This is a genomic window from Gemmatimonadaceae bacterium, from assembly GCA_019752115.1.
Classification (GTDB): Bacteria; Gemmatimonadota; Gemmatimonadetes; order Gemmatimonadales; family Gemmatimonadaceae; genus Gemmatimonas.
Map to the genome: position 1 here is coordinate 270108 of JAIEMN010000019.1, position 13295 is coordinate 283402.

The 13295-nt window shown below is 58.1% G+C and carries 9 protein-coding genes; 8 read left to right on the forward strand and 1 reads right to left on the reverse strand.

Annotated features, from left to right (window positions below; genetic code table 11):
- Positions 1–106 precede the first annotated feature (106 nt).
- The 5 genes from K2R93_09620 (at position 107) to K2R93_09640 (ending at position 7652) form a co-directional block, all read left to right on the forward strand.
- Positions 107–1597 (forward strand): sigma-54 dependent transcriptional regulator, encoded by a 1491-nt coding sequence (locus tag K2R93_09620; protein MBY0490084.1) that lies wholly within the window; start codon positions 107–109, stop codon positions 1595–1597.
- A gap of 35 nt (positions 1598–1632) precedes the next feature.
- Positions 1633–3030: a hypothetical protein gene (locus tag K2R93_09625; protein ID MBY0490085.1), complete on the forward strand. Its 1398-nt coding sequence runs from the start codon at positions 1633–1635 to the stop codon at positions 3028–3030.
- 1156 nt (positions 3031–4186) lie between these two features.
- Positions 4187–5548: a citrate synthase gene (locus tag K2R93_09630; GenBank protein MBY0490086.1), complete on the forward strand. Its 1362-nt coding sequence runs from the start codon at positions 4187–4189 to the stop codon at positions 5546–5548.
- Positions 5545–6531: a glycosyltransferase family 2 protein gene (locus K2R93_09635; protein MBY0490087.1), complete on the forward strand. Its 987-nt coding sequence runs from the start codon at positions 5545–5547 to the stop codon at positions 6529–6531. The genes K2R93_09630 and K2R93_09635 overlap by 4 nt, the downstream gene beginning before the upstream one ends.
- Entirely contained in the window at positions 6531–7652 is a 1122-nt protein-coding gene (locus K2R93_09640) for a glycosyltransferase family 4 protein (protein ID MBY0490088.1), read from the forward strand. The genes K2R93_09635 and K2R93_09640 overlap by 1 nt, the downstream gene beginning before the upstream one ends.
- Positions 7653–7741: 89 nt before the next feature.
- On the opposite strand, the gene K2R93_09645 is transcribed toward K2R93_09640, so the two are convergent.
- Entirely contained in the window at positions 7742–8455 is a 714-nt protein-coding gene (locus tag K2R93_09645) for a PEP-CTERM sorting domain-containing protein (protein ID MBY0490089.1), read from the reverse strand.
- A 547-nt stretch (positions 8456–9002) separates the two neighbouring features.
- Between K2R93_09645 and K2R93_09650 the strand changes: the two genes are divergently transcribed.
- The 3 genes from K2R93_09650 to K2R93_09660 all read left to right on the forward strand — a co-directional run bounded on the left by K2R93_09650 (position 9003) and on the right by K2R93_09660 (position 13185).
- A complete protein-coding gene (locus K2R93_09650) occupies positions 9003–10565 on the forward strand; it encodes a glycosyltransferase family 39 protein (GenBank protein ID MBY0490090.1) in 1563 nt (520 codons plus the stop codon).
- Between the two features lie 46 nt (positions 10566–10611).
- The gene (locus K2R93_09655; GenBank protein MBY0490091.1) at positions 10612–11919 is read left to right on the forward strand and encodes a hypothetical protein; all 1308 of its coding nucleotides are present in this window, start codon (positions 10612–10614) and stop codon (positions 11917–11919) included.
- A gap of 141 nt (positions 11920–12060) precedes the next feature.
- Positions 12061–13185, forward strand: a complete 1125-nt coding sequence (locus K2R93_09660) for a glycosyltransferase 87 family protein (GenBank protein MBY0490092.1) — start codon at positions 12061–12063, stop codon at positions 13183–13185.
- Positions 13186–13295: the final 110 nt, after the last annotated feature.

Here is a 13295-nt window from a genome sequence, read left to right on the forward strand (position 1 = left end):
TTGCCAGAGCGTCGCCTCAGCGCCGCACGGCTGTTGCCGGTGGGCATCACTGATCCAGCTGCTGAGCAGGACACACCGGCAGGCGAACGTTCTACGCCGATACGCAATGACCGATCCATTTCTGAGCGACTCCACCTCGAACGCCGTTCCAGACAAGGGAACAGGACTCCGCATCCTCGTCGTCGATGACGACCGGACGCTGCGGGAAGGGTGCGCGTCGGTCCTCCAAATGGATGGGCATGCTGTCACCGCGACTGGCCGGGCCGAGGAGGCCCTTGAGCTGGTCAAGCGGCGCAAGTTCGACCTGGTGCTGGTGGACCTGTTCATGACCCCGGTCTCCGGGATGGAGATCCTCAAGGCGGCCGTCGAAGCCCATAAGGGCGTCATCGTGGTCGTCATGACCGGAAACCCCACGGTCCAATCCAGTATCGAGGCGCTCCGCGCCGGCGCTTGGGATTACCTCCCGAAGCCCTTCTCGGCGAGCCATCTCCAGGTGCTGGTTGGGCGGGCAGCGCACGCTGCGAACGCGAGCCGAGAGACGAAGGAGATCAAGCCGTCGGCGCTCATGACTCAGAGCGGTTCGGGCGAAAGCATGGCGCTGCTGGGGGTGTCCCCGGCGTTCCGGAAGGCGGTGGAGCTCGCCCAGAAGGTCGCGGCCACCGACGCCTCGGTCATGATCTCGGGCGAAAGCGGGACGGGCAAGGAAATGATCGCCCAGTTCATCCATAAGCACAGCCGGCGCACCCAGCGCAAGCTGGTGCCGGTGAACTGCGCCGCTCTCCCCGACAACCTCCTTGAGTCGGAAATGTTCGGCTACCGGAAAGGCGCCTTTACGGGTGCCGACCGCGACAAGGCCGGCCTGCTCGAGGTGGCCCATCAGGGCACGCTGTTCCTGGACGAGCTCACCGAAATGACGATGCCGCTCCAAGCCAAGCTCCTGCGCGTTCTGCAGGACGGCGTCGTGCGGCGGCTTGGGTCAGAGACGCAGGACGCCGTAGTAGACGTGCGCTTCATCTCGGCCACTAACCGGGATCCACAGGAAGCGGTGCAGCAGGGGATCCTGCGCGAAGACCTCTTCTATCGGTTACGCGTCGTCCCCATCAAGCTGCCGCCCCTGCGGAAGCGCCTGGAAGACATTCCGTTGCTCGCCGAGTTCTTCCTGAAGCGGAGCTGGGAACGGCACCGGAGCAGTGGAGCGCCCGCGCCGGAGCTGGCCAAGGAAACGGTTGAATTTTTGCAGTCGCGACCGTGGCGCGGCAACGTGCGCGAGCTCCAGAACGTCATCGAGCACGTGGCGGTGGTGGCCGATGCCGACCGCCCAATCATGCCCGATGACATCCCGGTCTATGATGATGGTGGAGCGGCTCCCTCCGGTGACGGCGGGCTGCCAACCGGCATCATGAACGAGGCCTTCCACGTGGCCAAGGACAACCTGATCGCCCACTTCGAGAAGGAGTACCTTGGGCGCCTCACGGCCCGGGCGGGCGGCAACATGTCCAAGGCGGCGCGTCTGGCCGGAATCGACCGCACGACGCTCTACCGCCTCATGGAGAAGCACGGGTTCAAGCGCGACGCGCTCTCCGGCGCCGCGGACTAATGCGTTGCGTTAGCATCTCGCTCTGATCAGCCGGCATGCTGTTCAACAGTCTAGAGTTCATTTTTGCCTTCTTGCCAATCGCGTATGCCGTGTTCTGGCTCTTGCCGAACGCGCGCGCGCGGTACGTGTGGCTCACCATCACCGGATACGTCTTTTACGGGTGGTGGGACCCACGTTTTTGCCTGCTGATGGCGTTCTCGACCGTCGTGAGCTACACGGCCGGTCTTGGTATTTTGCGCTCCCCGGTGGGAAGCGCCGCACGCAAAGCGTATCTGGTCATCCCCATCAGTGTGGATCTCGCACTGCTCGGGTTTTTCAAGTACACGAATTTTGCGCTTGATACCGTGCGGTCCGTGGCATCGGTCGCCGGGATTGATGTTGCCGTGCCGCATCTCAACATCATCCTGCCAATCGGCATTTCGTTCTACACCTTCCACACGATCAGTTACATCGTCGACGCGTACCGCGGGGTGATCACGCCGACCCGAAATCTTTGGGAATTCAGCACTTACGTCTCACTGTTCTCACAGCTGGTTGCCGGCCCGATCGTCCGCTTCCGGCAGATCGAAGAGGACCTCGAGGCGATCGGCACGAGTAGTCGGACCCGCTGGCTGACCCGCGGCATTTCGTTCTTCTGCGTAGGGCTGGTCGAGAAGGTGTTGGTCGCTGACACCCTTGCGGCCATGGTTGACCCATCTTTTGCTCATTGGCGCGAACTGAGCACAGGTGGCGCATGGTTCGCGGTCTTTGGCTACACGTTCCAATTGTTATTTGATTTCTCCGGGTATTCAACGATGGCCGTGGGGCTCGGCTACCTATTCGGCATCCGAATTCCACAGAACTTCAACAGCCCCTACAAGGCGCTGAACCCGTCGGATTTCTGGGAACGCTGGCACATTTCGCTGTCGAGCTGCCTCCGTGACTACCTGTATATCCCGCTAGGCGGCAATCGATACGGGACCTGGAAGACGTACCGGAATCTGATGTACACGATGCTCTTTGGTGGACTCTGGCATGGCGCATCGTGGACGTTCGTGTTCTGGGGGTTCTATCACGGGCTGCTTTTGTGTGCCTACCGAGTCTTCAAGCGACAGTGGGATGAATTGCCGCGGATGGTGCAGCAGTTCGGAATGTTTGTTGGTGCGCTGATCGGCTGGATCTTTTTCCGTGCCACCTCATTTGGCGAGGCGCTGCATCTCCTCCGCGTGCTAGTGGTGCCCACGGAAGGAGCATCCTTCTCCGATCTGAACTCGAAGTTTGTTGCAGCTGTCCTTGCCATCGCTGCCTGGTGGGCGCTGAAGGGGCCCAACGCATTCGACATCAAGCACGAGTGGACACCGCGTAGGCAGATGTTATTGGCCACCGCGTTTGGCGCCGGGCTGGCTCTGATCGTGACGGCGCGGCCGTCGCCATTCCTTTACTTCCAGTTCTAATCATGCGGCCCGCATCGCTTGCCGCCGGTACAGCCGCAATGTGCCTGGTCGTGGTGACGATGGAGATCACCACACGCGTAGATGATTGGGCGCAGTTTGGCGTTCCGCTCTCCTCTCCTGAGACATCGCTGGCTGATCTTTTCACAGTTGACTCACTTGGCGCGCATGCGAAGCCAGGTACACAGTTCAAGCAGTTCAAGATCAATGGACTAGGATTTCGCGGCAGAGAGGTAAGTCCGTCAGAAATGAAGGGCACGGCCGTTGTCGTTAGCGGTGCTTCGGAGTCCTTCGGCCTGTATGAGACGGCCGGAAGGGATTGGCCGAGCCAACTTGCGGACTCTCTGGCTGCCACGTGTGGAGCGCAGATTCCGGTCCTGAATGCGGCATTCGCAGGCATGTCACTCCCGACTGTGATTCAGGACGTTCGGCTGCGAATAGCACCGTTACGACCGCGGGTCGGCGTATACTATCCCACGCCGATGCAGTATCTGGAGGGCGATGCGCTGCCCCGGGCAATGGCGCCGCACTCGGGCGCGCCTAGGCCGCCTCAACAGCGGTTGCGATTCGTACCGCGACTTCGAGATGCGCTCAAGCGCTCTACTCCGGAAGTAGCGCTGGACCTGGCCCGACGCATTTTGACCGCGCGTACGCGATCGTCTGCCGGCATCTCGGCGAGCGATAGAGCCGAGCCAGAAAGGCTCGCCGCTTTTGAGTCGGACCTAAGACGACTCGTTGGGGCATACCGGCAGGCCGGCATCGAGCCGATGCTCGCGGTCCATCAGAATCGCTTCCGGGAGAGTGACTCAGAGACAAGCCGGCGCCTGTTGACCGCCTGGGAACGCTTCTATCCTCGTTACACAGCCCGAGCTATCCTCAGCTTCGACAGCTTGGGCGGAGACGCCACCCGCCGCGTTGCCCAGGACAGCGCAGTGCACCTGCTCGACCCGGGGCCGGCGCTCGCCCGGTGGGACTCCGACAGGGTGTTTGCAGACTTCACACACTTTTCTGACCAAGGCGCTGCAGTCGTGGCCGGTGAAGCCGCCCGTATACTGAAGCCTGAGGTCTGTACCGGCGGTAACGCCTCCGCGCTTACCGTCAGGCGCACTCGCCTTAGTATTAAAGTATCGCCACTGAATCACTCCCCACCAAACGCATTATGAGCCAGCCGCCCCTTGCCTCCGATTCGCTGGAGCTCCGCGACAGCCGTACTGGTGCGACGTACAGCACCCCCATCAAGACGGAAGGACCGGAGGGCGACACGTACGTGCGCGCCGCCGACCTGCGCCAGATCAAGCGCGACGCTGGCGAGTTCGGCATGCTCAGCTACGATCCCGCCTTCATGAATACGGCGTCATGCCGTAGCGCGATCACGTTCATTGATGGAGACAAGGGGATCCTGCGGTACCGCGGCTATCCCATTGAGCAGCTGGCCGAGAAGGCGACGTTCCTTGAGGTGGCCTACCTGCTGCGTAACGGTGAGTTGCCCAATCAGGATCAGTACAACACGTGGGTGCGCGACATCACGTACCACACGTACGTGCACGAGAACATCCGGAAGTTCCTGGAAGGGTTCCGGTATGACGCGCACCCGATGAGCATGCTCTGCAGCGCCACCGCGGCGCTGTCGAGCTTCTATCCGCAGGCGCGTGATATCCATGACCCCATGCAGCGCTATATCAGCGTGGTGCGACTCATGGCCAAGCTCCCCACCATGGCGGCGTTCGCCTATCGCCATGTGAAGGGGCTACCGATCATCTACCCCGACAACGAGCTGAGCTACACGGAGAACTTCCTCTCCATGGTAGCGCGTATGTCGGAGCCAAAGTACGAGGCCAACCCGGTCTTCGTGAAGGCGCTGGAAGTACTGTTCATCCTTCACGCGGATCACGAGCAGAACTGCAGCACGAATGCGGTTCGCGCGGTCGGCTCGAGCCACGTCGACCCGTTCTCGGCGGTAGCGGCCGGCATCGCTGCCCTATTCGGCCCGCTGCACGGCGGCGCGAACGAGGCGGTGCTCCGCATGATCACCGAAATCGGCGACAAGAAGAATATCCCGGCCTTCATCGAAGCCGTGAAGAGCGGGAAGGGCGAACAGCGCCTCATGGGCTTTGGCCACCGCGTGTACAAGAGCTACGACCCGCGGGCCCGAATCGTGAAGAAGCTGGCCGACGAAGTGTTCCAGCAGGTCGGCATGGACAAGGATCTTGAGATTGCGCTCGAGCTCGAGCGGATTGCGCTGTCCGATGACTACTTCGTCTCGCGCAAGCTTTATCCGAACGTCGACTTCTACACCGGCCTCATTTATCGGTCGATGGCGTTCCCGACGGACTTCTTCACTGTGCTCTTTGCCGTCGCCCGTGTGGCAGGCTGGCTCGCTCAGTGGGAAGAGATGATTCTTGACAAGGAACAGAAGATTGCTCGACCGAGGCAAATCTATATTGGACACGGCGAGCGGAGGTACGAAGATTCTCTCACAGAGAAGTTTCCACGCGCGCGAAAGGATAGTATACGAAAGTGACTACTCGCAAATTGGACGGCAGAGATGCATCGCTTCTGCTCAGCGTCGTCATTCCATGCTTCAACGAGGAAGACGGCGTTGAGGAACTGGTCAGGCGCGTTCAAAGCGCATGTACTTCAGTATGCGCGGAGTCACAGTTTGAGATCATTCTAGTGAATGATGGGTCGAAAGACCGAACTTGGAGTGAGATGCAGCGCATGCTGCAGTCAACTCCAACCCTCGTGTGTGTCGACCTATCGCGAAATCATGGGCATCAGCTCGCGCTGACAGCTGGGCTATCCTTTGCTCGTGGCGAGCGGATCTTCATCATCGATGCGGATCTCCAAGATCCGCCGGAGCTACTCGGAGAGATGATGCGTCTGGTCGACGACGGAGCTGACGTCGTTTACGGCCAGAGACGAAAACGTCCGGGCGAGACTCGATTTAAGCTCGTCACCGCAGCGCTCTTCTACCGGGCTCTTCGGAAGCTAACGGATACTGACATTCCCGCAGACACTGGCGATTTTCGGCTAATGACCCGTCGAGTAATGCTCGAGCTCCAAAACATGCCGGAGCGCCAGCGCTTTATTCGCGGCATGGTGGCATGGCTCGGGTTTCGCCAAGTCCCGTTGCTTTACGATCGCGCACCGCGGTTTGCGGGATCCACGAAGTATCCGCTTCGTAAGATGATTCTCTTCGCGGTCGATGCGTTTACCGGATTCTCTATTGCACCGCTCAGGTTCTCGCTTCTCCTAGCGCTGCTAGGCGTCATGATCGCGGCGTTACTTGCCGGATACTCACTTTACAGCTTCGCGATTAAACGCGTGGTTCCTGGCTGGGCCAGCATCACGTTTTCGATCGCTGCATTTAGCAGTCTGCAGTTACTAATGCTCGGCATCATTGGAGAGTACCTCGGCAGAATGTTTATTGAGTCGAAGCAGCGCCCTCGTTTTCTCGTACGGGAGATTCTTGGAGGAAGCTCCGCGACGGCGGAGCCAGGTTGATGGAGGGTGGTGAATCCGCGTTACGAATTGCGATGGTGCTCCCATCTCTTGATATCGGTGGCGAGGAATTCGCCGTACTTCGTCTCGCGAAGTCCCTAGCAGAAAGAAACCATCGCGTGCATATCGTGTGCACGGACCACCTCGGTGAATTAGCCAGTGAGGTATCTTCTGTGAATGGGATCTCGCTAGCTGTCGCCAAGACGCGAGGGTGGCGGGACGTGGTATTCCCGAGTGCGTTACTCGCCGAGCTCGACGCATTTCACCCGCAAGTCGTTCATTCCCACACGGGAAGCTGGTTTCAGTGCGCAGCCTGCAGGTCAGTCCGACGGTCATTCGTTCTCGTCCACACAGAGCACGGCATGATCAGTAGACCAGAACCACTGAAGCTAGCCATCCTCAAGCGGCTTGCTCGCGAGCGAACTGATTCCTTGTCTGCTGTTTCGGAATCGTTGAGGCTCGAGCTTTCGAGGCAGTTACGCATCGGCTCCGACTCCATCTGTACTATCCCTAACGGGATCGACGTTGCTCAATTCCAAGCGTCCGCCCATAGACGTTCACAAGCTCGGGAGCAGCTTGCGGCGACAGCAGACGAGATCGTCGTGGGCTGTGTCGCACGTCTTCATCCCCTCAAGGGAATCGATGTATTGCTCGATGCCTGGGCGGCCCTCAAGACCGAATCACGCAGTCGTCTGGTGGTGATTGGCGACGGCCAGGAACGTGAAGTTCTGCGCGAGCGGGCTAGACGACTGAACGTGCCTGTGAACTTCATGGGATCACGAAGCGATGTGGCATTGCTGATGTCTGGCTTAGACGTGTTTGTCTTGCCGTCTCGATCCGAGGGGTTACCCCTGGCGCTCTTGGAGGCCATGGCCACTGGACTGCCCTGCGTCGTTACTGACGTTGGCGAGATGTCAGCGGTCCTCGGTGGTGGCGACTACGGACTAGTGGTCCCTCCGGAGCGACCAGCGGAACTAGCAGCTGCGATTGGATTGCTCTTGGCTAACCCAACTAGGCGAGCATCCTACGCAGAAGGTGTTAGGGAACGAGTCGAGAGCTTATACGGCCATGATCGTACAGTGGCACACTACGTGTCCACCTATCGTAGATTGCTCCAAAGTTGATATCGAGTCTCTATATGTTATGAGAAACGAGCGAGGGGGAGATGGCTGTTTCGCCATCTCCCCCTCGCTACATCCCGAAGAGCTACTGCTTAGGCGGCGCGGCGACGACGCTTGATCGCGACGAGACCCGCGAGACCCGCAGCCATCAGGGCATACGTAGAAGGCTCAGGCACAACTGACGTGTTCGCGAGGATACCGTCCGTCAGACCGTTACCCGTGACACGAATAGCAAGGGTGTTGGAGCCAGCGACACCGGCGGCACCATTGATGTTCAGCTCATACATATTGAGCCAGTTGGTACCGAACGGCGGCGGATTGTTGATGTTCGGCGTAAGGCCACTGAGGGAGAGCGCCGAACCATTGACGCTCCAGCCAAGGAACGTGTTGTCGAACGCGAAATTGCGCAGCCACAACGAGCTGAAGGCATTCGCCGACGAGAACGTGCGATAGAACGTGTACTCAAAGTTGGCGTTCTCGTCGCGTAGCGAATTGTAAAGCGAGGCGTCAGCTTCGGCCGAGATGTAGTACGCACCGTTGACGGGAACGACAGCCCAACCGTTTGGCGTGGCCGTGACACGCATCGCCTTGGTCGAGACGCCAGCGCCAGTGAGGTTGCAGGACGCGGTTACGGCCGGATTCGACGTCGTAAAGATTCCGGCATCTGGGGTGATGCGACGCACGCACACCGTCCAATCGTTATCGAAGCCGAGACCATCAATGCTGGCCCCGGTCGAGAAGCTCTGCGCGCCGGCCGTCGAGCCGAGCAGTGCAGAAGCAAGTACCAGACTACGGAACATGCGCATTTCTAAAGCTCCTAAGGTTTGGGGATTCAGCGAGTTCCGGAAGCATGCCTAGCAGTATCCGGGCCAAGCCAGCAAATGGCCTAGAGATAGCTAAGCCTTTCTAAAATAATCGCTTCCTCTTTCTGGAATATCATAGATCACCCCCGGATGTTGCGTATACGCAACACGAATGTCGCAATGATCACGCGACGGAGGTCCCATTTGGATCCTCAAATCTTCACAGGAGGACCAAGGTCGTCGGAGGTGGGATCGAAAAGTCGTTGCCTTAGGTGCAGGCCTTGCTCTGCCACCTCGACACCGCAGCACTGGGTTACGGCTGGACGGATCTTCGAGTCATATCTCGACTGCAATTCAGGCTGTCGAGTGGGCACTATGCGTGAGCGCACTCGGAGCGCCTCCGACGCCGTCGAGGCAGTCGTCAGGAACTCGAAATTGCGCTTCAGCCGACCTCCCGTCGCCTTCTGACTGAACATGTTGAGAACGGGGCCTCGCACCACCGAAAACGAGACCACAGCGAATGACAAGTAGGCTGCCCAAAGTGCTTAGCGTGACCAGAACCCCCGCGATCATTGCGTTAGGTCTCTGTTTTCTCATCGCGCTAACTCTGGTCTTGGTCGGGGGAGCTTTCGAGGGCGAGTTCGGCAAGCACGGAGATGAATCCGCGCATGTCCTCTCCGGCATGCTTGTGCTCGACTTTGTGAAGACGGGAAACTTCTCAAGCCCGATCGAGTTCGCGCGCGCTTACTACGAGCATTATCCAGGGTTTGCGATAGGAGTCTGGCCTCCTCTCTTCTACGTGCTAGAAGCCGGGTGGGGTAGCCTTTTTGGTTTTTCAAAGGCCTCACTCCTGGTTCTTCAGTGTCTCAGCGCCGGGCTGAACGGTGCAATTATCGTTGTGTACCTTCGCGGTCTCGTTTCGCCCCTCCGGAGCATTGGCTTCGCCTGCGTTTTTTCGCTACTACCGGTAGTGAGCTATGAGCTGAGTTGGATCGCGGTCGATATCTGGATATGCCTTTGCACCCTTGTATCGATCCATTTGTTCGCTCGCTATGTCGAGAGCCCAAGTCTACGACGATCCATCCTTTTTGGGGTTGCCGCCGGACTCTCGCTCCTTGTTAAGGGTAGCGCCGGATTCCTTGCGTTTCTGCCTGCATATACAATTGTCGCGACCAAGCGTTGGAACTTGCTGCGACGGCTTGATCTGTGGGTCTCGGCCGTTGTCGTTATCGCCACTGCCGGTCCGTGGTATTTCCTGACGACTGGGATCGCGAGCGATACGTTCGCCAAACATCTCGGGATTGCGTTCTGGCGTGAGGCGATCCCTTCTTACGTTTCAGGGACGTGGACAAACGTCGGCATACTTATCGCCGGCCCGCTTCTCGTTGTCGCCCGTGCTGGCGATCAGTCCATCCGCTCGAAAGTCGCTGCCGCCGCAACCTTCTCCGCGTTCACCTTTCTTCTTCTAGTTCCGGCCGACGTAGATCCTCGATACCTGATGCCAGCCTTCGCGTCGTCGATTCTCTCATTTGCACTTGCTCTTCCTAGAGGCGATGACGCAGTTGCACGAAGAGTGGCAATGGCTGGTTACATCGGAGCCCTCGTCTGGGCTTTCACTAGAATTCCGCGAGATATTGCGGAACTCGCCCCAATCGCCCGGGGCTATCGAGCTGTCAGTTCCGCCATCGTCGCCTTGGATGCACGATCAAGGACCAGAGTACTGATCTCATCCGACGAAGGAACAGAGGGCGGGCTTCTCGTTCACGTTGCGCAACTCGATTCGTCGCGGCCTTCACTCGAGTTGGTTCGAGCTACAAAAGTGCTCGCCTCAATGACATGGCAAGGCAAGAACTATCGTCTTCGATCACAGAGTCCAATTCTGAAGCAGCTAGATTCGCTCGGAATAACGTCGATTGCGATAGCGAATCAGGAACAAACCACTGTTCAGCACCAGAAGCTTCTTTGGGAAGCAACGTCCGACACCAGGCATTGGAGATGTGTAACCGCTCGCTCCGCCAAGTATCTATTGTTTGTCCGAGCGAATGAGGCGGAACTTGATCACGCTGTTCGCGTAGCGCGCTCGTTCACCCTCAAGCAGAATACAAGATTCTGATGATTCCTGCTAACGATTCTACCCGAACCGGCCTTCGCCTAGATCAATGACTCTGCTCCGATGGGGGCGGGCATTTAAGGGAGTATTGGCTCACCCACAGACGCTACCACGGGCGGAGGCAGCGCTCGCTGTACTAGGCGGCGCAATCGCTGGCTTCGCGTCACAGTCCGTTATTGCGCGAAACACATCGAAAGATTCGTTCGGCCAGTATTTACTTGTCTTGGGAGTTTTGAATATTGCTCAAGTTCCGGTGTCTATGGAACTGGGCGCGGCGGCGACTCGCTTTGCGCGCGGAATGTACGATAGCGGTGATCGCGCTTCCCTAGAATCATTGACACGAGTTGGCCTTGTCGTACCGGCCTGCATTTGTCTGCTGTTGACCTTCATACCGGCGCCAAGTCCGTTGTTCTCGTGGCCAGTAAGGCTCTTGGCCGCGGCGTTGTTGTTCTCGATGGCGGCAACCCGATTCCTGACACAGTTACTCGCCGCTTTCTCGAGACAAAGAGTAGTGAATATTGCGTATCAGTTGCTGAGGCCGGCGGCTACTCTTGCCATCAATCTCTATCTGCTTCGTTCGACCACTATTCGCTTAACACCTGTAGTCATCCTGCTAGTTTCGAGTACAATCGGCGCATATCTCGCTCTTGTCTGGATTTCGTTCGATACCGTTTCCACGCTAGCAGCAGTTAGCCCATCGAACAAGGTCAACTCGCCCAAAGGCCGGCCACGAGATTGGCTAGCCTATTCGATGCCTCTTGTCATTGGCTCTGTGGTAAGTTCGGCGATCAACACACAGATTGACACGATCGTAGTTGGGAAGCTTTTGGGCGCTAGCAGTGCAGCGACCTACGGACTGGCCGCCCAGATTGCATTAGTTGTAGCTCTGATTGGGCAAGCTATCGTCAATTGGGAGGCTCCCAAATGGGCTTTCGCGATTGATCGCGCGCAGGTGACCCACTCTCCGATCACGTTCCGGAGCGCAATCGCAAAGTCAGCGGCAGTGGCAGCGCTCGCTGCGACGGCCGTTAGCGTAGGATCGCCCCTCGTACCTGTTGTCTTTGGCCAGAAGTACGCAGATGCGCTCCCACTGCTTTTCGTTCTTCTCGTCGGCCAGGTCCTGAATGCAGGTTTCTCTGCGCCGATAGCGACACTACTAAACCTCGCGGGCTATCAACGGCGGGCATTGGCAACCGTTATCCTATCGAGCATAGCCGCGCTCGGCCTGTCGGTGGTGATGACGCTGTCGTGGGGTGTGGTCGGGACCGCATTGGCGGTGGTCGGCGCGGCCTGTATGCGGGCCGGTGTTCTGTATGTTGTATTTAATCGATCACAGCTTCACCACCGGAAGATCTGAATGCGACCTGCAGTTGCCCAACTAAACGTGTCTCGCAAGTCACAGCCAAAACTTGCATCGAGAAGTGTGATTGCGCTTGCGTGCTTAATCATCGCCGGCTTAGCGCTTCGAATCGAAGCTTGGCACTATACAAGCTCCGATATGCGAATGTTTCTCTTGCCATGGTATCTGAACGCGAAGACGGTGGGCGCGAGCGCACTTACAGGCGAGTTTACAAACTACACCCCCCCGTACTCCTACCTGCTGGTTCTGGGCTCTCGATTTTCGCCGTTCGGTGACCAGTCCACGATCAAGTTGATCTCGATGTGCTTTGATCTGGCTATCGTAGCGGCAAGCGCTCCCTTGCTACTCAGGGCTCAGCTCGGCACACAAGCTTTGCTGCTGGGCGCCTTATTCTCAGTGCCTACACTCGCCATCAATAGCTCTGTGTGGGGTCAATGCGATTCAATCTACGGGTTTCTTTGTCTGGCAACCCTAGCCCTGATCGCCAGCCGTAGGGTCTTGCTTGCCGCAGTTGCATTCGGAATCGCGATCTCGGTGAAGCTCCAGGCGATCTTTATTGCACCCGTGGTTCTCGCCGTCGCTATCGGGGTTGGCTCTCTCGGCCAGATGATTGTCGCGGGAGCGCTCGGTATACTTCTCGCGCTGCTTCCCGCGATGTTGGCTGGACGAGACCTCTCGAGCATTGCGAGCGTGTACCTCGAACAGAGTCAGGCGGCGCATCGTCTAGCTCTAGGCGCTCCGAATCCCTGGTCCATTGTCGAGTGGCTGTGGCCTGGCTTTCCGTATGAGACTGGCGTCGCAATCGGCCTGACGACTGCCGCAGCACTTGGACTTGTCATCTCCTGGAAGCTTTCGGAGAGAATTCGACGCGAAGGAACAGCGAACATTCTCCTCCCGAGCGCACTCATGTGCGCCGTGCTCTTTCCTTATGTTTTGCCTAAGATGCACGAACGGTACTTCTTTCTCGCAGATATTCTTGCTTGCATTCTTGCTCTCAGAGGTGACGTCGGCGTAGCTCTACCCCTCCTTGTCACTGGGGGGTCTTTGTTTGGCTACTTGTCCGGGCCATTGGGCATTCATTGGCTTCCAGCACTTGGCGCAGCTCTCAATTTACTTGCTCTGCTCGGAAGTATGAAGCTGCTTGGAATAGCGCCGCTGCATCCTTTAGGAGCAATTGGTGCGGCAATTTGTTCGCGGTGGCGACTATTCACAATACAAAACTCGAGCGCAGAGAGTCGTTTCGATTTGCCGTCAGCGACTTGAGTACAAGCACCAATTACACGACAAAAGGTGAGATCGTTCAGCTCTCTGATGACCGAACCGTTGACACCAAGCGTTACGCTCCGGTCTCTGGGAATGAGCTTACCTGAAGT

What these genes read in the sequence shown, in the direction of transcription:
- K2R93_09620 (MBY0490084.1), top strand. Translation starts at nt 107, where the DNA reads ATGACCGATCCATTTCTGAGCGACTCCACCTCGAACGCCGTTCCAGAC.
- K2R93_09625 (MBY0490085.1), top strand. Translation starts at nt 1,633, where the DNA reads ATGCTGTTCAACAGTCTAGAGTTCATTTTTGCCTTCTTGCCAATCGCG.
- K2R93_09630 (MBY0490086.1), top strand. Translation starts at nt 4,187, where the DNA reads ATGAGCCAGCCGCCCCTTGCCTCCGATTCGCTGGAGCTCCGCGACAGC.
- K2R93_09640 (MBY0490088.1), top strand. Translation starts at nt 6,531, where the DNA reads ATGGAGGGTGGTGAATCCGCGTTACGAATTGCGATGGTGCTCCCATCT.
- K2R93_09645 (MBY0490089.1), bottom strand. Translation starts at nt 8,455, where the DNA reads ATGCGCATGTTCCGTAGTCTGGTACTTGCTTCTGCACTGCTCGGCTCG.
- K2R93_09655 (MBY0490091.1), top strand. Translation starts at nt 10,612, where the DNA reads ATGACTCTGCTCCGATGGGGGCGGGCATTTAAGGGAGTATTGGCTCAC.
- K2R93_09660 (MBY0490092.1), top strand. Translation starts at nt 12,061, where the DNA reads ATGCGAATGTTTCTCTTGCCATGGTATCTGAACGCGAAGACGGTGGGC.